The 23,611-nt window shown below is 70.8% G+C and carries 21 protein-coding genes; 18 read left to right on the top strand and 3 right to left on the bottom strand.

Going from position 1 to position 23,611, the window contains the following annotated elements:
* The first annotated feature begins 41 nt into the window (after positions 1-41).
* From Srubr_RS12645 to Srubr_RS12560, 18 genes are all read left to right on the top strand, one after another.
* On the top strand, positions 42-1,292 hold the full coding sequence (locus Srubr_RS12645) for a cytochrome P450 (protein WP_189998232.1): 1,251 nt from the start codon (positions 42-44) through the stop codon (positions 1,290-1,292).
* Positions 1,289-1,630: a hypothetical protein gene (locus Srubr_RS12640; RefSeq protein WP_189998231.1), complete on the top strand. Its 342-nt coding sequence runs from the start codon at positions 1,289-1,291 to the stop codon at positions 1,628-1,630. Before Srubr_RS12645 ends, Srubr_RS12640 begins: the two co-directional genes overlap by 4 nt.
* Before the next feature lie 98 nt (positions 1,631-1,728).
* Positions 1,729-1,896, top strand: coding sequence for a hypothetical protein (locus Srubr_RS12635; protein WP_203854994.1), 168 nt, complete (start codon positions 1,729-1,731; stop codon positions 1,894-1,896).
* A 62-nt stretch (positions 1,897-1,958) separates the two neighbouring features.
* Positions 1,959-5,087: a lantibiotic dehydratase gene (locus Srubr_RS12630; RefSeq protein WP_189998230.1), complete on the top strand. Its 3,129-nt coding sequence runs from the start codon at positions 1,959-1,961 to the stop codon at positions 5,085-5,087.
* A gap of 59 nt (positions 5,088-5,146) precedes the next feature.
* Positions 5,147-6,997 carry a glycoside hydrolase family 15 protein gene (locus Srubr_RS12625; protein WP_189998229.1) on the top strand — a complete coding sequence of 617 codons (1,851 nt, stop codon included), beginning with the start codon at positions 5,147-5,149 and terminating at the stop codon, positions 6,995-6,997.
* A 235-nt stretch (positions 6,998-7,232) separates the two neighbouring features.
* Positions 7,233-7,574, top strand: a complete 342-nt coding sequence (locus Srubr_RS12620) for a hypothetical protein (protein WP_189998228.1) — start codon at positions 7,233-7,235, stop codon at positions 7,572-7,574.
* A 187-nt stretch (positions 7,575-7,761) separates the two neighbouring features.
* Positions 7,762-8,556 carry an endonuclease/exonuclease/phosphatase family protein gene (locus Srubr_RS12615; RefSeq protein ID WP_229926916.1) on the top strand — a complete coding sequence of 265 codons (795 nt, stop codon included), beginning with the start codon at positions 7,762-7,764 and terminating at the stop codon, positions 8,554-8,556.
* A gap of 26 nt (positions 8,557-8,582) precedes the next feature.
* Entirely contained in the window at positions 8,583-9,473 is an 891-nt protein-coding gene (locus tag Srubr_RS12610) for a helix-turn-helix domain-containing protein (RefSeq protein ID WP_189998226.1), read from the top strand.
* A gap of 73 nt (positions 9,474-9,546) precedes the next feature.
* Positions 9,547-9,798 carry a hypothetical protein gene (locus Srubr_RS12605; RefSeq protein ID WP_189998225.1) on the top strand — a complete coding sequence of 84 codons (252 nt, stop codon included), beginning with the start codon at positions 9,547-9,549 and terminating at the stop codon, positions 9,796-9,798.
* A 197-nt stretch (positions 9,799-9,995) separates the two neighbouring features.
* Positions 9,996-10,274 (top strand): helix-turn-helix domain-containing protein, encoded by a 279-nt coding sequence (locus Srubr_RS12600; protein ID WP_189998224.1) that lies wholly within the window; start codon positions 9,996-9,998, stop codon positions 10,272-10,274.
* A gap of 73 nt (positions 10,275-10,347) precedes the next feature.
* A complete protein-coding gene (locus tag Srubr_RS12595; protein ID WP_189998223.1) occupies positions 10,348-10,704 on the top strand; it encodes a hypothetical protein in 357 nt (118 codons plus the stop codon).
* Positions 10,701-11,321: a JmjC domain-containing protein gene (locus Srubr_RS12590; protein ID WP_189998222.1), complete on the top strand. Its 621-nt coding sequence runs from the start codon at positions 10,701-10,703 to the stop codon at positions 11,319-11,321. The genes Srubr_RS12595 and Srubr_RS12590 overlap by 4 nt, the downstream gene beginning before the upstream one ends.
* A gap of 197 nt (positions 11,322-11,518) precedes the next feature.
* The gene (locus Srubr_RS12585; RefSeq protein ID WP_189998221.1) at positions 11,519-11,692 is read left to right on the top strand and encodes an FxLD family lanthipeptide; all 174 of its coding nucleotides are present in this window, start codon (positions 11,519-11,521) and stop codon (positions 11,690-11,692) included.
* Positions 11,693-11,929: 237 nt separating this feature from the next.
* Positions 11,930-14,869 carry a lantibiotic dehydratase gene (locus tag Srubr_RS12580; RefSeq protein ID WP_229926929.1) on the top strand — a complete coding sequence of 980 codons (2,940 nt, stop codon included), beginning with the start codon at positions 11,930-11,932 and terminating at the stop codon, positions 14,867-14,869.
* On the top strand, positions 14,866-16,134 hold the full coding sequence (locus Srubr_RS12575) for a lanthionine synthetase C family protein (RefSeq protein ID WP_189998219.1): 1,269 nt from the start codon (positions 14,866-14,868) through the stop codon (positions 16,132-16,134). The genes Srubr_RS12580 and Srubr_RS12575 overlap by 4 nt, the downstream gene beginning before the upstream one ends.
* 16 nt (positions 16,135-16,150) lie before the next feature.
* A complete protein-coding gene (fxlM, locus tag Srubr_RS12570) occupies positions 16,151-18,232 on the top strand; it encodes a methyltransferase, FxLD system (protein ID WP_189998218.1) in 2,082 nt (693 codons plus the stop codon).
* A gap of 73 nt (positions 18,233-18,305) precedes the next feature.
* Positions 18,306-19,463, top strand: a complete 1,158-nt coding sequence (locus tag Srubr_RS12565) for a hypothetical protein (RefSeq protein ID WP_229926915.1) — start codon at positions 18,306-18,308, stop codon at positions 19,461-19,463.
* Positions 19,464-19,850: 387 nt separating this feature from the next.
* Positions 19,851-20,582 carry a hypothetical protein gene (locus Srubr_RS12560; protein ID WP_229926914.1) on the top strand — a complete coding sequence of 244 codons (732 nt, stop codon included), beginning with the start codon at positions 19,851-19,853 and terminating at the stop codon, positions 20,580-20,582.
* A gap of 85 nt (positions 20,583-20,667) precedes the next feature.
* Here Srubr_RS12560 and Srubr_RS12555 read toward each other — a convergent pair whose 3' ends face one another.
* From Srubr_RS12555 to Srubr_RS12545, 3 genes are all read right to left on the bottom strand, one after another.
* Positions 20,668-20,820: a hypothetical protein gene (locus tag Srubr_RS12555; RefSeq protein WP_203854993.1), complete on the bottom strand. Its 153-nt coding sequence runs from the start codon at positions 20,818-20,820 to the stop codon at positions 20,668-20,670.
* Positions 20,821-21,328: 508 nt separating this feature from the next.
* Positions 21,329-22,396 (bottom strand): hypothetical protein, encoded by a 1,068-nt coding sequence (locus Srubr_RS12550; RefSeq protein ID WP_189998216.1) that lies wholly within the window; start codon positions 22,394-22,396, stop codon positions 21,329-21,331.
* 2 nt (positions 22,397-22,398) lie between these two features.
* Entirely contained in the window at positions 22,399-23,325 is a 927-nt protein-coding gene (locus Srubr_RS12545) for a ParA family protein (protein ID WP_189998215.1), read from the bottom strand.
* Positions 23,326-23,611: the final 286 nt, after the last annotated feature.

Below are 23,611 nucleotides of genomic sequence, written 5' to 3'. Positions count from 1 at the left end.
GCGCCGCTGAGCCCGTCACCGCCAACACCCGGAGTTTCCTCATGCCCGCCTTAGCCCCCTCGACTTCCCTGCCGCTGTTCGCCGAGCGTGTCCTGGCCGATCCGTATCCCGCGTACGACGCCCTGCGCCGCACCGGGGCCGCCGTGCACCTGGACGAATACGGCGTGTGGGCGGTCGCCCGTCACGCCGATATCGCCGCCGTCCTCAAGGCGCCCGAGATCTTCGGCTCCGAGAACGGCATCGCCCTCACCGCCCTGGCCAACCAGGACGTCCTCGCCGAGAGCGTCTTCGCCTCGGACGGTGCCCGGCACAGCAGGCTCCGCGACGTGCTGGCCCCGCATCTCGCCCTGCGCACCATGAGGACTCTGGTCACCCGTATCGCGGACCGCGCCGACGGCCTCGTGGCGACGTACACGCAGCCCGGCCGGTTCGACGCCGTCGCCCTGGCCCGGCACATGGTGTGCGACACGGTGATGGAGCTGATGGGACTGCCCAGCGGCGACCGGGACGTTCTGCTGGCCGGCTCCGCAGCCGTCTTCGACGCCTTCGGCCCGTACGGCACCCGCTATCAGCAGGCACTGCCGCTCGCCTCCCGCATGGCCCAGGTGCTGCGTGACACGCTGACCCGCGAGACCGCCGAGCCCGGCTCGTGGATCAGCGCGGTCTTCGCCGCCGTGGACGCCGGACGGATCGATGAGGCCGATGCGATCCCCCTGGTCTGCGCGTACACGGTCGCGGCGCTCGACACCACCGTCCTGGGTCTGGCCGACTGCATCGTGCAACTCGCCCGGCACCCGCGGCAGTGGCAGATCCTGCGCGGGGATCCCCTCCGGTGGTCCGTGCCCGCCTTCCACGAGGCGCTGCGTCTCGAGGCGCCGATCCAGGGCTACGGCCGGCTTTTGACGAGGGCGGCCGACATCGGGGGCGTGCGCCTGGACGAGGGCGAGCAGGTGTGGCTGCTGTACGGGTCGGCCGGCCGCGACCCCCACCGCTGGGGCGACGCCGCCGACGAGTACAACATCCGGCGCTACCGCAACAACGAGCACCTGGCCTTCGGTGGCGGATCGCACCTGTGTGCCGGCATCCCGCTCGCCGAGCTCCAGGCCCGCGCCGTCCTGCGCGCCCTTGCCGCGCGGTGCACGCACCTCACGCTCGACGGCGAACCCGCCCGGGCCCTGAACAACCTGCTGCGCGGTTACCGCGAGGCCTGGATCGCCGTCGAACTCTCCCCCCACACCTGCGCTCGCGACACCGGCTCCTCGCAGGCATGTCGGCAGGGAGCCGCGTCATGACCCTCGCCACGCTCACGCCGGGCGCGGGGACGGCCCTGCTGTCCGGGCCCGCCCCGGGTCTGCGGTCGCAGCAGGTCGGGCCGGGCTGGGAGGTCCTGCTGATGCCCGAGCCGCTGGCGCGTTCCGTGCTGGCCACGATCGCGGGAACCGCGGCGGAGTCCGCGGTGGGCTGGATCTTTGCGCATGGCGGCGCGTGGGGGATCTTCCTGCCCGCCCGGTCCGACGACCCCGCCTGGCCGTCCGGCACCACCTATCTCACGGCCGGCGATCTCGTGACGCTGCCGCCCTCACCTGGAGATTCACCGAAGGTGACCGCACGTCGGGGTGGGTGGACCTGACCGGAGGCCCGCTCAGCCGGCCTCTGCTGCTGCACCCCGTCGTCACTCTCCTCGCTCGCGACGCCACCTGCCCTTCCCCCGTACCGGAGCCCTGACCCGTGTCCACTGCTGCCACCCCCACCACCACTTCTTCCGCCGCTGCGTCCTGCGACGGCCCGGGCCCTGACCGGTCCTGGGGCCAGAGTCTTGCCGAGCAGCTGGACCTGCAGATGAGCGAAGTCCCGCGCACCGCTGACGCGTTCGAGCACTTCTTCGCTGACCTCTGACCGGCCCCCAGGCCCATCCCTCCCCTCTCTCTTCCGTCCCTCCGGCACGAAGGCCCTGGCGAATGAGCTCCCGACCCGCTTTCCGCGCCGAGCGCGGCATCCTGGTGCGCTCCGTACTCCTGCACGACCTGCCGATCCCTCCGGCCCCGGACCTGTCCACATCCGGTTTCACCGAGCCGCCGCTCTGGCAGCACTGGGTGCGCCAGGTCTGGAGCATCCCTCAGATCGCGGCCGCCGTCCGCCGGGCGAGCCCGGGCCTTGGCCGGCAGATCGACGACCTGGCCGAGCAGCCCGTCGGCGCGGAGGAGGTACGGCGTCTTGGCCTGTCCCTGCTCAGCTATGTCCTGCGCGCGACGTGGCGCCCCACCCCGTTCGGACTGTTCGCCGGCATTGCCGAAGGACGCTTCGCCGCCGAGGCCCGTGCCCGGTGGGGTGAGGACCACCGCACGCTCGCCCGGGCCGACGGGGCCTGGCTCGCTGCCGTCGTGCAGCAGCTGGAGGCGGACCCGGACGTGCGACGGCGTCTTCGGGTCGTGATCAACAACGGCGTCCGGGCCCGTGGCGACCGGCTGGTCCTTCCCTGGCAGCAGCGTGCGCTGGAGGCGGCCAGTACCGCCGTCCACGAGGTCACCCTCCGGCACACCCCGGCCATCCAGACGATCGTGCGGATGACGGGCACACCGGTGCCGTACGGGAAGGTGGCCGGCGAACTCGCCGCCGCTCATCCCGACCTCGGCACGACGGGCGGCGAGGAACTGCTGGACCTGCTGATCAGCCGGCGGCTGCTGTTGACCAGTCTCCAGCCGCCGAGCACCAGCAAGGACGCCCTCGGGCACGTGGTGCGCGAGCTGGAAGCCGCCAGGGTCAGTCCGTCCGCCGCGGCGGCGGATGTGATCGCGGCGTTGCGGGACATCGACGCCCAGCTCGGCTGTCTCAACCAGCAGCAGCCTCAGGTGCCGGCGCAGGCCGAGCGGCAGCGCGCCACGGTCACCGACCGGATGCGTGCAATCGTTGACCAGCCCACCCCGCTCGCCGTGGACGTGGCCCTGGACGCGGAGGTGACGGTCCCCCACGCGGTGGCCTGGGAGGCGCAGGCGGCAGCCGGCGTGCTGGCCCGTGTCACACCGGAGCCGCATGGCACCCAGGCGTGGATCCGCTACCGCGCCCGGTTCCGTGACCGCTACGGCGAGGGCGTGCTGGTGCCGCTGATGGACCTGTTGGACCCGCACACCGGTCTGGGGCTGCCCGAGGATTTCCACGGCACCGTGCGGGCACCCCAGCCGAACACGGTGCGCCGGGACCGGCTGCTGATGGCGCTCGCGCAGCGTGCGGTCGCCGAGGACCGCGAACTCGTGCTGGACGAGGACCTCGTCGAGGAGCTCGCCGGTCCCGAGCCGGCCACCTCCGCCGACGCACCTCCGCATGTGGAGCTGGCCGTCTCCGTGCACGCGGCCACCGCGGCCGGGTTGAACGCCGGTGAGTTCACGCTCGCGGTGCGCCGGGTCAGCCGGGGCTGGGGACACCTCAGCGGCGGCCGGTTCGCGGCCCTGCTCGCCAGCCAGGACAGCCCCAGCGATCTGCTGGGCATGCTGGCCCGCCGCCCGACCAGCGTGCACGGCGCCCTGCCCGTGCAGCTGGCCTTTCCCCCGCTGCTGCCCAAGGCCACCCGCATCACGCACACGCCCCGCCTGACCGCGCCGCTGATCTCCCTGTCGGAGTTCCGCGACACGGACCCCAGCGTGATCCCGCCCGACGACCTCGCGGTGATCTGCCACCACGATCGCCTGCACCTGGTCTGCCTCTCCCGCCGGCAGGTGCTGGAAGCCGCCACCCCGCACCCGCTGCAGATCGAGTGCCAGACCCCGGCCATCGCCCGGTTCCTCGACGAGATGCAGCGCGGCCAGAGCAGCCGCCTCATCGGCAGCATCGGCAACCTGTCCGCCTGGGACTGGGGCGCCGCCCGGCACCTGGCCGTCCTGCCCCGCGTACGCGTCGGCCGCACCATTCTCAGCCCGGCCACCTGGCGCCTGGCCCATACCGGCCTGCCCGGCTCCCACGCCACGGAGAAGGAGTGGGAGACCGCCATCGCCGCCCTGCGCACCCGGTGGCGGCTGCCCCGGAACGTCCGCCTGGAACTGTGGGACACCTGGCTGCGCCTGGACCTGGACCACGCGGCCCACCGCGCGCTGCTGCGCTCACGCCTGGAACGTGACCTGCCCCTGGGTCAGCTCACGCTCACCGAGGCCGAGCCGGACGACGCCTACGGCTGGTGCGCCGGCCGGCCCCACGAACTCATCACCTACCTCTCCTCCACCGCGCCGCGCCGGCCGGCCCCGCCCCTGCGTACCGCACCGCTCGCCGGCCGCGGCCAGGCCCACCTGCCCGGCGCCTCCCCGTACATGGCTGTCCGGCTGTACTGCCAGCGGCAGACCCGGCACGCCCTGCTCGTCGATCACCTGCCCGCGCTCGCTCCGCACCTGCCTGGTGCGATCTGGTGGCTCACGCCCCGGGACAAGGACGAGCTGCCGCACACCGTGCTCACCATCCGCCTGCCCGACCCCGCCCAGGCGGGCCGGGCGATGAGGACGCTCGGCGCATGGGCCGGACACCTGGTGGACGCCGGTGTCGTCAGCGATGCCGTCTTCGCCCCGTACCGGCCGCACACCGGCCTGTGGGGGACGGGCAAGACGCTGTGGGCCGCAGAAGAGGTCCTGGCAGCCGACTCGGCGGTCATCGCCCACCAGCACGCCCACCTGTACTCGCTGCCGTCCTCGCCGGTACTGGCGGCAGCGAGCGTCGTGGCCATCGCGGCCGGCCTCCACCACGGCACCACGGCCGGCATGCGCTGGCTGTCCGCCCAGCCGAAGCCACCGGCTGCCGACCGGCTTCCCAGGACGCTGCTGGAGCAGGCCCGCACCCTGGCCGCCCCGGACGACGACTGGTCCGCGCTCCGCGCAACCCCCGGCGGGCAGGCCCTCATCGACGGCCCGTGGGCCGTGCGGGACAACGCCCTGCACACCTACCGGACCGCACTCGACGCCGCCCCGCACCTGGACGTGGACGCCGTCCTGCGGGAACTGACGGCCGCGCACCTCCGCCTCGCCGGAGAAGCGGCCGACGGGGCCGCCTGGCGCCTGGCCCGGGCCGTCGCGCTGGCCAGCACCCGCCCCCGCCGAAGCGCCGGAACCTGACCCGTTCCGCGCGCCCGCACACAAGAGCCGCACCACCCCCAGAGACGGATCCACCACCCATGCCACACCTCATCGAGGACTACGCACTCATCGGAGACACGCAGACCGGCGCCCTGGTCGGCCCGGACGGCACAACGGACTGGCTGTGCCTGCCCGACTTCGACTCCTCCGCCGTCTTCGCCGGCCTGCTGGGAACCGAGCAGCACGGCTTCTGGCGCATCGGCCCCGCACACGCCGAGGGCACCCTGCCCCCGGTCGCCAGCAGCCGCCGCTACCGGCCGCAGTCACTCATCCTGGAGACGGAATGGCACCTGCCCGGGCACGGCACCGTGCGTGTCACCGACCTCATGCCCACCGGTGAGGGCGCACCACGGCTGATCCGGCTCGTCGAGGGCATCACCGGCCGGGTACGGATGCGCTCCGAGCTGCATGCGACCGTCAACTACGGGCAGCACACCGCCACTCCCAGCGAGAGGGACGGACGCACCGTCTTCCCGGTGAGCACCGGCGTGCTCTGGCTGGACACCAGCGCCGACATCCCCCTCGGGGCCGGCGGGGAATTCACGATCGGCGAGGGCGACAGCGTCACCTTCGCCCTGACCTGGCAGCCCGGCACGGCCGTGGCACCGCAGCCGCCCGACGCACGCGACGCCCTGCTGCGCACGCAGGCGTACTGGCACACGTGGGCGGCCCAGTCGACCTACCGGGGCCCCTACGCCGAAGCGGTGACCCGCTCGGCGATCACGCTCAAGGCACTCACCCACGCGCCGACCGGCGCCCCCGTGGCGGCACTGACTTCTTCCCTGCCCGAGACGATCGGCGGGATCCGCAACTGGGACTACCGCTACACATGGCTGCGTGACGCCGCCATGACGATGATCGCCCTGCTGTGCCTCGGCTACCTGGACGAGGCCCGCGCCTGGCGCGCGTGGCTGCTGCGGGTGATCGCCGCGGACCTGCAGAACCTGCAGATCATGTACGGCATCCGTGGCGAGCGGGACCTGAGCGAGACCGAGCTGGGCTGGCTCCCGGGGTACGAGAAGTCCGGTCCCGTCCGTCTCGGCAACGGCGCCGCCACCCAGCTCCAGCTGGACGTCTACGGCGAGGTCATCGACGCCCTGTACCAGGCTCACCTGGCCGGCCTCGAACCCGACCCCGAGGCAACCAGGCTGATGGTGGGGCTCGTCACCCAGCTGGAGCAGCTCTGGAGCGTGCCCGACGCGGGAATCTGGGAGGTGCGCGGCCCAGCCCGGCACTTCGTGCACTCCAAGGTCATGGTCTGGGTCGCCCTCGACCGCGTCATCAAGCTGATCCAGTCGGGGGACGCGACCGGCCCGCTGGAGCGCTGGCGGAAGCTGCGCGACACCATCTGGCGGGAGGTGTGCGAGAAGGGCTACGACCCGGTGCGCAACACCTTCACCCAGTCCTACGGCTCCAAGGAACTGGACGCCTCGCTGCTGCTGATCCCGCAGATGGGCTTCCTGCCGCCGGACGACAAGCGGGTGATCGGCACCATCGAGGCGATCCAGCGCGAACTGTCCACCCCGGACGGCTTCATCGAGCGCTACCCCACCAAGGGCGAGGACGCAGGCGTCGACGGCCTGCCCGGCGACGAAGGCGCCTTCCTGCTATGCACGTTCTGGATGGCGGACGACCTGGCGATGATCGGCCGGGAGGACGAAGCCCGCCAGCTGTTCGACAAGCTCCTCGCGCTGCGCGGCGACCTCGGACTGCTCGCCGAGGAATGGGACCCGCGGCTCAAGCGCCAGGTGGGGAACTACCCGCAGGCGTTCAGTCACATCGGCCTGATCCTCGTCGCCGTGCGCCGGTTCTCGACCCCCGAACCGCTGTCCCTTCCGGCGCAGCGCAGCACCGAAGCGGACCTGTCCGCAGCACCCGCCCCCCAGTGACACCCCTGTGCCGCCGAAGGGCCGCTCCTCGCGGCCGCGCACCCCGGCCCGGCGGCAGAAAGGACCCGATGTGACCCCGGTGACACCGAGGCGGCCCGTCGTCGGCGGCGGCCGCTTCCGACAGGACCCGCCCTCCTACACCTGGCCTCTGCCCCTGCCGGACCCCACCGTCCAGTGGGTCCCACAGTCCTGGACGCGCACTGTCGCGTGTGGTGACTTCTTCCACGCGGTCCGCATGCGCGCAGACATCGGCGCACCGGCGCTCCAGCTTCTCGGCGACAACGCCGGTGCGGTCCTGGCACACGACACCATCCGCGCCTGGTGGGTCCTGCTGCCGCCGGGCCCGGCCGAACCCGGCCTGTGGGCACCCGGGATCCGGCTGCTACGCCCCGGCACACCAATCGCCGTCCCCCCGCCGCACACCACGACACGCAGGGACGTGCGCTGGGTCGTCCCACCGGAGCGTGGCTTCACTTCCCTCGAACAGCTGCGTGCGGCCCTGGACGGAAAGCCCTCACGGCACTCTGCCGGCCTGCCGCACCGCCCGCCGCTCAAGGCTGCGCGACCCCAGCGCTGACCGCCCGAACCCCCTACACCGCTCACCGCCCCCGCTGAACACACGATGAAAGGAAGCCACCTTGGCCTTGACCGGCGAACTGCGCGTCGTCTGCTGGAACGTTGAGAGAAACGGCCGGGGCCGGAACGGGACCGAAGATAACCGTCCTCTCTTCCACAGGATCCTCCGCTCCCTCCGCCCTCACATCGTGTTCCGGCAGGAACTCTGGCGTGCCTGGCACGACGGGAAGGCCGACCTCTACGACGAGGCGAGAGCCATCGGCGGGCTCATGCCGTTCATGACCCGGCCACGGGAAGGACGCAGCCTCAAGCCGGTCGGCGTGATGATCGACCTCGACCTGTTCGAGATGGTCCGGGAGACCGAGCATGACCTGCCCTGGAAGGCCATCCTCGATCTGACCGTCCGCCCCAAGGGCAGCAACAAGAAGTTGCACCTGGCCTCGGCCCACTTGTGCCACTTCGACCCGGACATGCGCGCGACCGAGGCGAGGCGGCTCACCACCCTCGCCGACCGCCGCCGCAGCGTCATGATCGGAATGGACGCCAACAGCTACCCACACCGCACGGATCTGGAAGCCGTAGCGCTCCCGGACTGGACCCAGGTCAAGGACCGCGTCCACTACCAGCACCGCACCATCCCGGGGCCCAACGGCGAGCGGGTCTCGGACACACGGCCGAGCGAGATCCTCACCGGTAACGGGATCTACGTCGACCTCGGCCTGCACGCCGGCACCGACCTCGGCCAGCACGGCGGCACCGACCTCGACCAGCACGGCGCCCTCGCGCCCACTGCGAGCCTGAAACGTCTCGACCAAGGCCCCCCGCAGCGGATCGACTGGATTCTCGGCACCCCCGACATCGCACGAGCTCTGATCCGCTTCGAGGTGGTGGCCACCGAGAAGGTCAAGCAGGTCAGTGACCACGCGCTCCTCTTCGCGGTGTTCGACCTCGCCACCCTCTGCGAGCCCGCGCCCACCCGCTGACCGCCTCACCCGACAGGAAAACCTCCGTGAACCATTGCCCGCCTGATCCCCACGCCCACGAGCCGATAGCGGGGGACGACCGTCCGCCCAAGCGATGCCCGATCCCTTCCGTTCCGCACCTGGCCACGGGCGCCCTGCTGCGCTACTACCGCATCCAGGCGAACCTGTCCTACCAGCGCGTCCAGGAGCGCACGGGCATCTCGGACAGGCGGCTGTACGGCATCGAGTTGGCGCGGCGCCCCCTGGAGAGGGATGTCGCCCGGACGCTGCTGGACATCTACGGAGCCGGACAAGAAGCGCAGGCAGTCACGGTCTTGCTGTCGGGCGGGCACGTGCATGAGACACACCATCAGGTCTTCCAGCGCAGTTCGTGGATGATGGCGTTGAAGGCGGCCGCCCAGGAAGCCGTGCTGCTCAGCACCGGTCCGCTCCGGCTCGCGTTCGACCTCGCGGCTCCTGCCGCTCCCATTCCGGGTCGCGCTCAGTACCGGTGCCGGACGATGCTGCTGCTGCACGAGCCCGCACTGGACCGGACACCTGTGCAGCATCTCGCCCGCCTGATTGCCCTGATCGGGCGCCGGGCTCTTACCGTTCGTCTCGTTCCCGGCGACCTCAACGTTCCAGACGGGCTGTTGACCGAGTGGTCGCTGACGGCGGGGATCTCGGAGACGAGCGCGGCAGAGTGCCGGCGTCGCCAGCTGTACGTGATGCACGCCCTGGGGCAAGAGCCCTGGGCGCGCAACGGTCAACTGGCACGTCCGGAACGGCAGATGATCGAGCTGGCCGCCCTCCGCGCGCGGACACCGCTGGACAGCGTTCACCACTTGCGGCAGGCCGCCAGCCGACCACGCATCCGGACCACGGGCGGAGGCTGCGGCCCGGCACGGTCCGCCTCGGCTGCCAAGAGGCTGGCATGACCCCCGCGCTCAGTTACCCGGCGTCCTCTTGACGCGCTCTACGCATCTGATCCAGAAAGTGGCAGGAAAGCACGTGAGTTTCTCGCAGTGGCTGGTTATTTGGCTAGGAATCGGCGTGGCCTACTTGGCCAAAGACTGGAACGAAGGAAAGAAAAAATACGCCGATCTTTTCGAGCAGTTCAGGCATGTGCTCGGTCCGGCCGTCATCTGGACTGTTACGGCGATCATTGCGGCCGTTTCCATTATCTGCTGGCCCGCAGCGGTCGCCTGGGACATCGCAGACAAGGTGCAGGAGCGCAGGAAAAGTAAGGAACACCGGAAGTAACGGTGCCGGGCTGGTCGGCGAACAAGTCGGCGCGCTCGCCCTGCACTGCAAATGCGGCACGGTCACCGCCGCGGACGGCCTGACCTGGCCCAAACGCACACCGGCTGGCTGGCCTTACGCCATGCACCGGCAGTGGATGACCTCACCCAGCTGATGCACCCGTAGACCTGACACCACCCCCTTCGAAAGGAGCACCCGTGGACGAAACCGAACCCACGCCCCAGCAGACGGGCAGACCCACCCCACCGACGGACGCCGGCCTCGACCTGGTCCCGATCCCGAAAGGCCGCCGGCTGACGGGCCAGAAACGGGCCGACTTCACCAAGCTGGTTGCCGAGGCTTACAAGACCACGTCCATCCGCGGCATCTGCGAGAAGACAGGCCGCTCCTACGGGGCGATCCACCGGACCCTCGTCAGGGGCAACGTCACCCTGCGCCCCAGGGGCGCCAAGCCCGGGACGCCCTCGAAGACGTGATCCCCGCTGGAGCCCGGCACTCACCCGGTTCCAGTACACCCTGACCCTTCAACCCACCCAGGAGGCAACCCACATGACCATCACCACTCCCGAGACTCTCGTATCCCAGGAAGCCGACCTGCTCGCGCGAGTGCGGGACCTGCTCGCGGCCCACCCCGCCGGAAGCGGATTCCGGCTTCTCGCGGTCCAGGACGAGGTACCCGTTGGCGAAGGCGAGGTTATCGTCCAGGAGTTCAACCCGGTCAGCGGCGTCGTGGAACTGCGTGGGCGCAAGCTGACCGAGGTGAACACCGGAGCCGTGCTCCACGCCGCCCGGGTCATCGACCCGAACGACCAGGAGCTCGTCTCGTACGCACAGTCCCCACAGGCCACTGTCTGGTTCAAGAGCGGCAAAGACCACTTGATGTCCCCCGGCGTGATCAGTCGGTGACCGCGCGAGAAGACGAGCACCGCCGTATCGCCTCCGCCGTCTGGACGCCGTTCAGCTCGGTAGTGGTGCCGCGTTGGCGTCCCCATGGAATGTCGCTCACCCACCTCCCTTCGGTGATCCCGGAGGAGGAGGCGGTGTCGCTTCCGCTGCCCAGTGATCCCGGCGCGCGGGGGCCCGAACAGAGCGTCACTCTCGTGGCCGGCGACGACTTCCAGCGGGAGACCGATGAGGCGGCGCTCGCCCGGCGGTACGCGGCGCGGCCGCGTACGCGGGTCATGGAGAGCATCGAGACGCGATCGGACGGCTGGCCGTCACTGATCAGCCTACGGCTGGCCGGGATGGTGCGACGCCGTGTGGTCTGCTCGCTGTACGAGTCACATCGGCAGGACACCACGATGGGGCGGCACCAGGACCACTGGGACGGCGTGATCCTACAGATGCGCGGAACGAAGAGGTGGCAGCTGTGGGAGGACCCATCGGGCCAGCCCCGTGAGGTGCTCACCCAGACCGGCGACGTGCTGCTCATCCCCCAGGGTGTCGAGCACGATGTGTCCACCCCGGACTACTCGGCCCACCTCGCATTCGCCATCACCGACCAGCCCCTCGCGGGGAGCTGACCACATCACTACCGGACCGCGCCTTCCCCGGCCCCGGCCCGCCTGCCCAGCTGAGACCGGAAAAACTTCCCGCCGCGGCTTCGCGTCGGGTTGGCCAGAACCCGGCGAACGGGGCCAGCCCTCCGGCTACGCTCCGGCCGGCAGTCTTTGGCAGCGACACAAAGTCAGCAACACCCCACAACCAAACAGGAGTTGACATGACGCACAACGTCACGCAGAGCACCACCCAGGTCCAGGAGCCCGTGGCCCAGGAGGACGGGTTCACCTTGAACGTCAGCCTGCTGGAGGTCTCCGACGCCGCCGGGCTGACCAACCTGACCGACGACAACTGCGGTACCACCTGCGGCGCCTGCGTCACCAACGTCGCCTGACCTGGACCATCCGGCCTGACCCTGGCTGGTGCCGCCACGCCGATGGCGTGGCGGCACCAGCCCCCTTTCCCTTCTCGGCTCCAGGAGGCATTCGTGACTGCACCACCGGCATTCCGGGCCGGGGCGATCGCCCTCGTTCGCGCCGTCGCACAACCGGCCACAGCCGAGGCCCCCTTCCCGGACTTCGATGACCGGTCCCTGCGTGCCGCCGGTCAGGAAGACATCACCGCCGACCGGCTGACGTGGGTGCGCGCGGTGTGGAGCGATCCCGCTCTGGCCGAGGCCGTGCGGCACGCCAGCCCGGACCTGGCTGCCAAGGTCGAGGCCCTGTGCGCGTCCCGGGCTCCCTCGGGGCGGGACGTGCGGCGCACCGGCCTCTCCTTGGCCCGCTACCTACTGAGGGCCGGGCACCGGGCCACGCCGTTCGGCCTGTTCGCCGGCGTCACCACCGCCACCTTCGGCGATCGGACGGATGCCGTCTGGGGCGCGGACCATGTGGTCGTCGCGCGGGCCGGCGCCGAGTGGCTGTCCCGGCTGGTTGAGCAACTGGAGAAGAGCGGGGAGCTGCTGCCGCTGCTGTCCGTCGTTGTGAACGGCACGGCGTTCGTACGGGACGGCCACCTGATCGTCCCGTACCAGGACGACGGCCGGCGGGCGGTGGAGGCGTCGATCGAGCTGTCCGCCCCGGTGCGCAGTGTCCTTGCCGCAGCGGGAACACCGATCCGGTTCGAGGACCTGGCCGAGAAGCTAGGCGCGGAGTTTCCCGGCGTGGTGCCCGAGCGGGTCCACGGGCTGCTGGCAGGGCTGATCCGGCGACGCGTGCTGATCACGAACCTCCAGGCGCCGGCCACCGAGACCGATGCCCTCGGCTGCGTCCTCGCCCAGCTCGACGCGGCTGGGGCCAGCGGCCTCGCCCCGCTTGCCGGGACGGTTAGAGACCTCCGCGCCGTCCACGCGGCGCTGGCGAAGTGCGCCTCGGCGGATGACCGGGAGGCGGTGGCTGCCCGGATGCGGCGGCTGGTGCCGGGCCTTCGCCGCCACCCGCTGGCGCTCGACCTCCGCCTCGACGCATGCCTCCGGCTCACCGACGAAGTGGCGCGCGAGGTCGAGCGGGCCGCCACTGTCCTTACCCGGCTCAGCGCCCGGCCGTACGGGGGGCGCGGGCTGGGTGAGTACCACCAGCGGTTCTACGAGCGGTACGGCATCGGCACGATGGTGCCCCTCCTCGATGTCGTCGCCGACAGCGGCATCGGCTACCCCGACGGCTACCCCGGGGCCCCGGCCGGCGCCCGCCGACGGCGGATCTCCCCTCGCGACGACGTCCTGGTCCGCCTCGCCCAGGCCGCCGCGCTCGACGGGCACGACGAGGTGGTGCTCACCGACGAGATAGTGGACGCCCTGGACGTGGGGCCGAAGGACCCGCGGGTGCCGCCGCACCTGGAGATCGGCGTACGGCTGCACGCGACGAGCGTCGAAGAGGTACAGCGCGGTCGGTTCACCGTGGAGGTCACGAGCGTGTCCCGTGGCGCGGGGGTGAGCACCGGCCGCTTCACCAGCGTCCTGGATTCCGCTGCGCGTAAGGCGCTGGTCAGGGAGCTGGCCGACCTGCCCACCGCCGATTTCGGCACCGACCCCGCCCAGCTTTCCTTCCCCCCGCTCCTTGCCGACGCCGCGCACGTCACCCGGACCCCCCGCGTCCTGCCGCTGCTGATCAGTCTGCAAGAGCACCGGCCGCCCGCCCCGGACGTGCTCACTCCGGCCGATCTCGCGGTGGCCTGCGACGGCCGTCGGATGTACCTGGCCGCCCCGGCTCTCGGCCGTCGCATCGAGGCCGTGGGCATGCACGCGCTCAACCTCACCGAGCACACCCCGCCGCTGGCCCGGCTGCTCACCGAGCTCTCGCGCGGCCAGTGCGCCCAGGTGACCATCTTCGACTGGGGCGTCACCGCGACAGCGCCGTTCCTCCCGCGCCTGCGCTACGGCCGCATCGTGCTCTCCCCGGCTCGGTGGCGGCTGGAAGCGGCCGACCTGCCCGGCCGGGACTGTCCCACAGCGGAATGGAACCTGGCGCTCGGTGAGTGGCGCAGCCGCCGACGCCTGCCGCAGCACGTGCAGCTCGTCCAAGGCGACCGGCTTTTCCCCCTCGACCTCGCACAGGCCGCCCACCGCAGTCTGCTGCGCCGGCACCTCGACCGCGCCTCGGCCGTGGTGCTCACCGAAGCGCCAGGGCCGCAGGCGTACGGCTGGAGCCAGGGCCGGGCCCACGACATCATCGTCCCCCTCAAGGCGACCCGGTCCGCCGCGTGGCCGCCGCTGCCCCAGCCCAGCCCGGCCCGCACCCTCACGCGGGCGCAGATGCAGACGCCGGGCGCGTCCTCGGTGCTGCTGGCCGCCCTGTACGGGGACCTGCGCCGTCAGGACGCCGTGCTGGCCCGGCACGTCCCCGACCTCCTTGGCCGGCTCGGCTCTCCGCCGTGGTGGTTCATCCGCTTCCGCGACCCCGACCAGCATCTTCGCCTGCGCATCGCCCTGCCGGACCCGGATGGCTTCGCGGACGCCGCCCGTACGGTGAGCGCGTGGGCCGACGAGCTGCGCACGGCCGGGCTTCTGGCGGATCTGCGGTACCCCACTTCTTACCGGGAGATGGGCCGCTGGGGCTCCGGGCTCGCGTGGGATGCCGCCGAGGAGGTGTTCCGGGCGGACTCACATGCCGTCATCACCCAGCTCTCCCAGCTCCGGCGCCCGCAGCAGCGCACGCTGGTGGCCGCCCACAGCTTCGCGATCACCTCGGCGTTCCTCGGCAGCCCGCAGGCCGGCGCGCGCTGGCTGATCGACCACATCCCGCACCGGGCGCCGGAGTCGATCCCAAGGCCGCAGTTCACCGAGGCCGTCCGCCTGGCCGACCCGCACGACGACTGGGCCGCGCTCCGGGCGGTCCCTGGCGGCGAGGCGATCGTGACGGGCTGGGCCGACCGTACCGCCGCGCTTGCCGCCTACCGCGAGCACCTGCCGGGCCCGGACACCGAGGGCATCGCCCTGAACGACGTCCTGACCTCCTTGCTGCACACCCATTTCGTGCGGCACGTCGCGGTCAACTTCCCCGAGGAGGAGACCTGTCTCCACCTCGCCCGCGCCGCCGCCCTGGCCTTCAACGCCCGCCCCGGGAGGACACGGTGAACCACGCCACCGTCCTCGGCCTGTCCGCGGGCATCGCCGACCGCCTCGCCCACCCCGGCACCGCTCCCTCCACGGTGAGCGCGGAGACCGCCCGGCAGCACCTTGCTCACGGGCCGATCGGCATCGCCCTGCTGCATATCGAGCGGGCCGCAGCCGGCCTCGGGCCCTGGCAGCGCGCCCACGACTGGCTCGCGGCCGCCGCCCGCCAGCCGTTCACCAGCGGCGCCGACAGCCACCCCTTCTACGGCGCCCCCGCGCTCGCGCACGTCCTGGCATGCGCCGCCGAAGGACTCCCCGGCGCCTACGAACGCGACCTCTCCCTGCTGGACCGGCAGATCCTCAACGACGTCCAACGCCGGCTGGACGCCGCGCACCGCCGGATCGACGCCGGACAGCTCCCGGCGCTCGCCGAGTTCGACGCGATCCGCGGGCTGACCGGCTTCGGCGGCTATCTCCTCCGCCGGGACCCGGCGGGCCCGGCCCTGCGATCAGTCCTCGACTACTGCGTACGCCTGACCGAACCGATCACCCACGAAGGGGACACCCTGCCGGGGTGGTGGACGCTCACCGGGCCCTCCGGGCGGCCGGACGACCGTTTCCCCGGCGGCCACGGCAACACCGGCATGGCCCACGGCATCGGCTCCGTCCTGGCCCTGCTCGCGCTCTGCGCCCGCCGCGGCACCACGGTCAGCGGCCACCGCCAGGCCCTGCGCACTATCCTGGCCTGGCTCGACCGCTGGGCCACGACCACATCACTGAACCGGACCTGGCCGTACTGGGTCACCCGCGACGAGCTGCGCACCGGCCGGCTCGCGCCCGCCGGTCCCCGGCGCCCCTCGTGGTGCTACGGCACCGCCGGCGTGGCGCGCGCCCAGCAGCTCGCTGCCCTCGCGCTCGGCGATGCCGCCCGCCGAGCGGTCGCCGAGAGCGTGCTCCTGGACGCTCTCACCGACCCCGAGCAGCTGGGGGCCACCACGGACTCCGGCCTGTGCCACGGCTTCGCCGGACTCGCCCACCTCACCGTCCGTGCCGCCGCCGACGCCGCACCCGAGACCGCGCACCAGCTCCGCGCCGTTCTGCCCGACCTGCTGGCCACCCTGCTACCACTCGGCTCGACACCCGAGGAAGCCGGCGCGGCACTCGTCGATGGCCCCGCCGGCGCCGGGCTCCTCGACGGCGCCACCGGCATCGGGCTCGGCCTCCTCGCCGCTTCCGGTACCGCCCCGCCCCACACCCACTGGGACGCCTTCCTGCTCGTCGCCTGAACCCGAGAGGACCCTGATGCCCGTCGACCACTGGCAGCAGCACCAAATCACCTTCCCCGACCGGCAGACGGCGCGCGCCGCCATCGCCGACCGTCTCTCCCCCATCCTGCGCGAGGCGGAAGCCACCCGGCAGCTCAGCGGCTGGTGGTTCATGAACAAGCAGCCCTGGCCGCTGCGGTACCTGGCCGAACGCCCTGCCCCGGCCGTAACGGCGCTGCTGGACGACCTGGTCGCGGACGGCATCGCGTCCTCCTGGACGAGTGGGATCTACGAGCCGGAGACCGACGCCTTCGGTGGCCGGCCTGCCATGGCGGCCGCGCACGGCCTCTTCCACGAGGACAGCCGACACCTCCTCGCCTACCAGCCGGGCCCCGGTCACCTGGGCCGTGCGGAGATGGCCGTCCTGCTGCTGAGCAGCATGATGCGCGCCGCGAACCTCGACTGGTTCGAGCAGGGCGACGTGTGGAGCAAGGCCGCCGCCCTGCGCCCCGGCACCGACGCCCCGTTACCCGGCCTGTCCAAGAGTCTTCTGCCGGCGATGCGGAAGCTGATGACCACCGAGGCGCGCAGCCTGGGCCGGGCGGGCGGGCCGTTGGACGGCCACACGCAGTGGATCGCCGCGTTCGAACGGGCGGGTGCGGCCCTCGCCCACCTCGCCGCGCAGGGTGAACTGACCCGCGGTCTGCGTGCCGTCATCACCCACCACGTGATCTTCCACGCCAACCGTGCCGGCCTGCCTGCCGCAGACCAGCACGCCCTGTTCCACATCGCACGAGAGGTAGTCATGGGATCGAGTGACAACACCGCGTCCGCAGCGGCGAACGACTCCGCCGCCGCTAGCGTCAGCGCGGTGAACACCGACACGCTCGCCACACCCGACGCCGACGCCGAACGTCTGCGTAACGCCCTGGTCGACCAGATCAAGGCCGAAGGCCACGCCCGCACCCCCGAGGTCGAAAACGCCCTGCGCACGGTCCCAAGGCACCGGTTCGTCCCCGACGCGCCGCTCACCGACGCCTACGCCAACGCGCCGGTGAACATCAAGTACGACACCGACGGCACGTCGATCTCCTGCGCCTCCCAGCCCAGCGTCGTCGCCCTCATGCTCGACCAGCTCCAGGCCCAGCCCGGCGAGCGCATCCTCGAACTCGGCGCCGGCACCGGCTACAACGCCGCCCTCATCGCACATCTCGTCGGCCCCGACGGACACGTCACCACCATCGACGTCGACGACGACCTCGTCGAAGGCGCCCGCGCCCACCTCGCCGACACCGGCTTCACCAACGTCCAAGCCCTCACCCGCGACGGCGCCCTCGGCCACGCCGAAGGCGCACCCTACGACCGGATCATCGCCACCGTCGGCGCACACGGCATCCCCACCGCCTGGCTCGAACAGCTCGCCCCCGGCGGCCGGCTCGTCATCCCCCAGCGCCTCAAGGGCAGCGTCTCGCGCTCCATCGTCTACCAAGAGCACGACGGCCGCTGGGTCTCGTCCGGCTCGCACATGAACACCTTCATGCCGCTGCGACGCGGCATCGCCGACGACGACCGCCGCGTCATCCCTCTCTCCACACAGAGCACCGTGCGCCTCCAGGCCCCCGCCGGACAGCAGATCGACGCCGACTCCCTGGCCGGCGTCCTGGAACAGCCGCGGACCGAGCAGTGGACCGGGATGAAGGTCCGCGCCATGGAGAGCCCGGAGTGGATGGAGCTCTTCGTCTCCTGCTCCCTGCCCTCCGGCCTGATCCGCATGCTGTTCCCCCAGACCGCCAAGGGCACCGTGCTCACCGAGGACCCCTACCCCTCCTCCACGGCCGCCGTGGAAAAGGGCGCGCTCACCTACCTCACCCGGCGCCTGCTGGACGAGAAGACCCCCGAGGGCGGCAAGCTCTGGGAGTTCGGCGTCGTCGGCCACGGCCCCGGCAGCGAGGACCTCGCCTCCCAGGTCGCCGACGCCATCCGCACCTGGGACCGCGAGTACCGCGGCCGGGAAGCCGCCTTCGAGCTCCTGCCCCTCGACGCGCCCCCCATCGACCAGCGACCCGGCACGTTCGTCCTCGACACCCCGTTCAACCGCGTCCTCGTCACCTGGCAGTAGCCCCCTGCGCGGGCCCGCCGACCCGACGGCGGGCCCACGCACCCAATCGCCGTTGCCTTACCCGGGAGTCCCCATGGACCCGTACGCCTCCATAGCCCGGCGCTTCCCCCTCACCTCCCGCTTCCGCCCCGCCTGCCTGCCGCTCCCGCAGCGCGTCCGCGCCCTGGTCAAGCTCTCCGCCACGGCCCAGACGAAGGCGGACCAGGGCCTGGCGTCCGCGGTCTACAACCAGGCCGCGCTCCTCGCCTCCGACCTCGGCCTGCCCGACCTCGCCCGAAAGTGGTGCCACCAGCACGCCGCCGCCTACCTCCACGCCACCCCCCTCCCCGGCATGACCGCGATCCGAGCCCTCGAACCCGTCGTCAACCTCGCCCGCCTCCAGATCCGCGCCGGCAACACCGACGACGGCCGCCACCGACTCCTCAACCTCTTCGACGCCGTCAGCAACGCCGCCCCCGCCGAGTTCGAAGGCGTCCGCATCCCCGCAAAGCTGACCACCAGCGACACCGACCGCGACGAGGTACGCGCCTGGCTGTGGCGGGTGATCCTCGCCGACGGCACCCGCACCCTGACCACCGCCGGCCGCTGGACCGAGGCCCTGGCCCACATCGAGAAACACCACGGCCTCGGACTGCGGATGCTGGACGGCCGACAGGTCGCCGTACTCGCCGCCCTCCACGGCGACCCCGACCACGCCACCAGTCTCGTCGCCCAGACGACACCCGGCGAACCCTGGGAAAACGCCGTCACCACCTGCTTGGCCGTAATGTGCCGCCGAGCCGCCCACCACCCCGCCGACGACCTGCTCCCCGAGCTGGTAAACAGCTACGTGCAGCGCGAACCCGACATCGGTACGACCGTCTTCGACACACGCCTCGGGCTGACCGTCCTGGACCTCCTCGACCAGTCCGACAGCCCCGAAGCACACCTCGTCGCCGAGGAACTGCACCGTCGGACCATGGCCGCGACCGACGGCTACGCCGCCCGCGAGTGCCTGGCCAACCCCCGCTTCACCGACCTGGTCTCCTCCGGGAAAGCGAACGCTGCCCGCGACCTCGTCCACGCGTGCGGGCTGGACGAAGGAGAGCTACCTCCGGCCTCGGCCGTCAGGTTGGTCGACGCGCTTCGGGCCAGCAGCGGAGTGATCCGTGAAAGCATGGCTTCCTTCCGACCCGTTCACGAGACGCCTCAGAGCGAGGTGTTCCTCGACGAGAAGGGCGCCGGCCGATGAGTGCCCCTGGCGACGGTGAGCCCCAACCTGTGCCTGCTCGCGACCTGGAGGGCGCGACATCTATCGTGCTCAGCCTCACCTGGGCCCCGGCGCTCCCGCCAACCCTGCCGATGCCGCCCGACCTCCGGGGACTTTTCCTAGTAGGAAAACGAGGGTTTGCCCCCTACTAGACTGCGCTCCACGCCGCAGTTGGGGCGTTGGCTTCCACACCAGCAGGAAAACTACCCAAATGCACTTTGACCTGCGGAAATGGTCCGCTCCACACAACCTCCCGCACCTCAGAGGCGAGTGATGCAACGCGCGCGCAAGCCCCCTCCCCCCACAGCCCGCGATGTCCGGCCCGCCCGGCCCGCGCCCGAGACCCCTCCGCTCCTGCTGGCCTCCCGGTTGTACGAGCTTCATCGCGAGGCCAGCAGGGACGAGCCGTATCTGGAGCGCTGGCCCGGCGACACGGAGCTGTTCGGTGTCCTCGCCTTCGCCCAGGAGCACGCTCGCCGTCTCACTGGCGACGCGTACCGGGAGGCGGCGGTGCTGCGGATCCAGCTGGCTGAGTGGTTGCGCCTTGCCGCCGATCCGTTCCAGCTCTCTGCGATCGACGACGCCCGTACCGGTGGTGTGCCGTGGAGGGAGATGGCCCTCGCGCTGAGGTATCTCGATCGGGCGGGCCAGCCGAACCCGGGCAGCGTGGTGAACCTGCGCAAGCGTCTGCATGTCGCTGTCAACGGCAATCCAGACGACCGGAGGCAGCCGGAGGTCGCGCACCTGGTCGACCAACGGGCTACCGAGGTACGGCTCGCGGAGCAGCGGCGGATCGCAGCCGGAGAGTCGGTTTACAGGCAGTTGGACGCGGCGGCGCGGGTGCTACTTCGGCATCATGCGGCCGGGGAGATCTTGGAGAACCCCGACGATGACGGGTTCTGGTGGGGCGAACTCGCGGAGGCAGTGGATGATCGGCGCGATGCACGGGAGCGGGCCAACCTGGTCACGTACGTGCGTGGGGTGGTGCGGGAAACACGGGCGTACGCGAAGCGGCTGGGAGAGCCGGCGGCAGCCACCGATCAGGCCAGGGCGGCCCTGGAGGCAGCTGTACGGCTGGTGGAACTGGCCGAGGCAAGGTGACACTTGCGACGGAGGGCCTCTCCCTCTTGTGCTTCGGGAAGTGCTGGAGGTCCGGACCCGACAGTACGGTCCGGGCCTCGTCGCGTCAGGCGTACGTGACCAGCCAGATGAAGAAGATCATCCCGAGGCCCAGGAGAGCCACACCCGCCAGGAGCGAGCGGGCATTTCCTTCAGCTCTGCGCCGTTCATGTTCTTGAAGTCCGCGGGCAACTCCTCGGGCAATCTCGTCTTCGTTCACCCGTCCCCCTCTCTCTTCCGGGCCTTGCTGAATCGTCCTGGTGGGCCTTCGCGCTGGCCTGCCGTTCGCCCGTTGTGCACACCGCCGTCGCGCCGCGGCCACGCCAGCGCGGTGCCATGTGTTTGCTGCCGGTAGACGACGTCTCGGCTTAGGCAAGCGGCAGCGATCTGTTCCCGCGTAGCGGGATCCCCCACCAGGCCGGTTCTCCCCTGCCAGGCCGCAGAGGCTTAGCCGTGGGGGCGGCACGGCAACAGGTTCGTCCTGGACGCCGACCAGGCGACCGATGCTGAGTATGTCGGGCTTCTGGCCGGGCCAGCTGAGCCAACAGCATGGGGGATCGTAGCGGAGGTCGTTGACTTGGACCAACGGATTCGCCCACCAGCGCGCGATTTCGTTGCTCGTGCCGACGACAGCACTGTACGAATGCTCCCCTGGTATGACGGAGGCCCCGCCACGGCGGGGCCTCCGTCATACCGAGCACGTGACAGACCGTGTACGGTGCGCCGGCCTAGTGGGCCGACTGCTCATCTTTGACAGCGATCGGCCGTCCCATCGGGGCATGCAAGGCCTTGTTCCTGATGGCCGTGGCCTTCTTCAGAATTTCCTCACGCACGGTGGCGTAGTCACTCCCATCTGCAGGTTCCGCCGCGGCCGCGACGAAGACAGCCTTGGTGAGGGCGCGATCGATCGCCTTCAGCTTCTTCAAAGCGTCCTGCAGCGTAGCCATGTACTCGGGAACGATCTCAGCGTCTTCGATGTCGTCACCGTCATCGGCGCCAGATCCAGCGTCTGCGGCTGCCTCCCTGCGAGGCGCTTCATTTGAAGCGTCCTTGTTCGATTCCGAATCGAACGTAGGCGCTTCATTTGAAGCGTCTTCCGCTCCGAGTGTCCGGCGCACGGTCTCTTCGATCGCAGCGCGCTGCTGTTCCGTGGCTGCGGGGAGCTCGGCGGGCAGACGCACATGAACGGCGGCCAGGCTCGCGGCAGTCGGCTTTTCCCCGAGCTCGGCGCTGATGTCCAGGACGATCTCGTACAGGCTGAGAGCGGCCTCCCTGCCGTGGAGCTGCTCGGTCTTGCGGGTCTCCTTGATGTGGCTCGGAGGCGGGACTGTGCCGGTCCGCTGGGCCGTCTCCAACGCCAGTGGGGCATTGCTTCGCAGCTGGCGGGCATACACCGGGGACCGGCCGATCTTTTCCTCGCAGTACGCGCCGAGCGTGCTGTGTGTCCTACGCCACCACCTGCCTTTGGCGGCGCGATCCAGGCATTGAGCCACGACCCAGAGGGCCGCATTGCCGGCCGCCACCGCAGTGGCCATGATCCTCTCGGTCTGCTCCTTCTGCTGCTGTTCCAGATCAGTCAGCTCTGAGAGATCGCCGTCGGGGACCTCACGGACTTCCTCCAGGCTCGGCAGCCCTTGGGCGAGCCGAAGCACCTCATCCACACTGTCGCTCAGCGCCGGGCCGTCGAGGATCGCCTCCGTTTGGGCGATTACCAGCTCTTCCGGATCGCCGCCGGTGTCTGTCTCGGTGTCGGTTTCGAACAGCTCATCCAGCGCTTGGCCTGCGTCGTACGCCACGATTACCGCCCCCGCGTGAAGAGGATGTCGGCTGCGCGGTCGTAATCGAGAACCGTCGTCGCGGCGGATTCGAAGATGCGTAGAGGTTGCCGAGCCAACTGAGCGTCACCGATACGGACGTTCTGGCGGGCTGGGACCACGACGGCGTCGGGGTATCGCTTGGCGAGGCCACCGCCGATTTTTCGTGCCAGAGTGGACCGAGTGAAGTCGGTCAGGACGACACCGGCGATCCGCAGTTCGGGATTGAGCCGCTTCTTGACGGTGGCGATGGTCCGGTCCAGTGCAGCGGCGCCCATCACGTCCAGGCCGCTGGCGGCCTGGACGGGAATGATGACGTCATGCGCTGCCACGAGCGCGGAGGCCGTGAGCGGGCCCAGTCTGGGGCCGCAGTCGATGAGCGTGACGTCAACGTCGTCGTTCTTCTCCCGTAGCTGGAAGCGGAGGAGTGTGTCCGTGCCTGTCGGCTGTTTGCTCTCCACGTCGGTCAGGTCTGGGAACGACGGGACGAAGTACAGGCCCTCGTACGGCGTCCCATAGGTGATGTCGCGCAGGGTGACATCGTCGTCGAAGTACAGGTCCTTCAGGTTCTTGCGGTCTTCCGCAGGCAGGCCCTCGGGGTAGGAGAACTGGAGCCAGGCGCTCATAGACGCGTGCTGCGGGTCCGCGTCGATGATCCGCACACGCCGGCCCCGAGCGACCAGAGCCATCGCGAGTTCCAGGGTCGTCACCGTCTTGCCGGCACCGCCCTTCTGGTTGCAGATGGCGATGATGCGGGGCAGGGACGCCGGCAGAAACGTTGGCGGGACGACGATGGCCGTCTTCCAGTCCTGATAGGCCGTCGACATGTCCCATTCGGTGACGATGTCGAGGAATGCCAGGTCGTCACTTAGCCGCGGTACCTGTACGGTCTCTGTTTGTGTTTCGCGCATAGCCCGCAACGGTAGCGGGTGAGGCACAAGGTGCGCCTCGTCTGGTCCCACGACCGGGCGGGGCGCTTATGCGTGCATCGTCAATGGTGCGTACGGAGGCCCATCTCCACCCTGCCTGATCACCACGCGCATCGGGGGAATCGAGGCGCCGTCAGCAACTCGGGCAGACCGCCGCTCTTGTCATAGCCGGTCGGCGTCCGGGACGCGATAAACGGTGCCACCGTGACGACGGTGCTGGGGGAGGATGGCGTGGCGACGGGGGATGTCAGCGCAACCTTTTAGTGTT

The organism is Streptomyces rubradiris (genome assembly GCF_016860525.1).
GTDB classification, from domain to species: Bacteria; Actinomycetota; Actinomycetes; order Streptomycetales; family Streptomycetaceae; genus Streptomyces; species Streptomyces rubradiris.
The sequence above is the reverse complement of the archived record's forward strand: the minus strand, read 5'-3'. Positions and strand labels throughout refer to the sequence as shown.

Coding starts and splice junctions, on each gene's coding strand:
- fxlM (WP_189998218.1), top strand. CDS start 16,151: ATGCCCGTCGACCACTGGCAGCAGCACCAAATCACCTTCCCCGACCGG.
- Srubr_RS12565 (WP_229926915.1), top strand. CDS start 18,306: ATGGACCCGTACGCCTCCATAGCCCGGCGCTTCCCCCTCACCTCCCGC.
- Srubr_RS12620 (WP_189998228.1), top strand. CDS start 7,233: ATGCGCGCAGACATCGGCGCACCGGCGCTCCAGCTTCTCGGCGACAAC.
- Srubr_RS12630 (WP_189998230.1), top strand. CDS start 1,959: ATGAGCTCCCGACCCGCTTTCCGCGCCGAGCGCGGCATCCTGGTGCGC.
- Srubr_RS12595 (WP_189998223.1), top strand. CDS start 10,348: ATGACCATCACCACTCCCGAGACTCTCGTATCCCAGGAAGCCGACCTG.
- Srubr_RS12640 (WP_189998231.1), top strand. CDS start 1,289: ATGACCCTCGCCACGCTCACGCCGGGCGCGGGGACGGCCCTGCTGTCC.
- Srubr_RS12625 (WP_189998229.1), top strand. CDS start 5,147: ATGCCACACCTCATCGAGGACTACGCACTCATCGGAGACACGCAGACC.
- Srubr_RS12645 (WP_189998232.1), top strand. CDS start 42: ATGCCCGCCTTAGCCCCCTCGACTTCCCTGCCGCTGTTCGCCGAGCGT.
- Srubr_RS12585 (WP_189998221.1), top strand. CDS start 11,519: ATGACGCACAACGTCACGCAGAGCACCACCCAGGTCCAGGAGCCCGTG.
- Srubr_RS12545 (WP_189998215.1), bottom strand. CDS start 23,325: ATGCGCGAAACACAAACAGAGACCGTACAGGTACCGCGGCTAAGTGAC.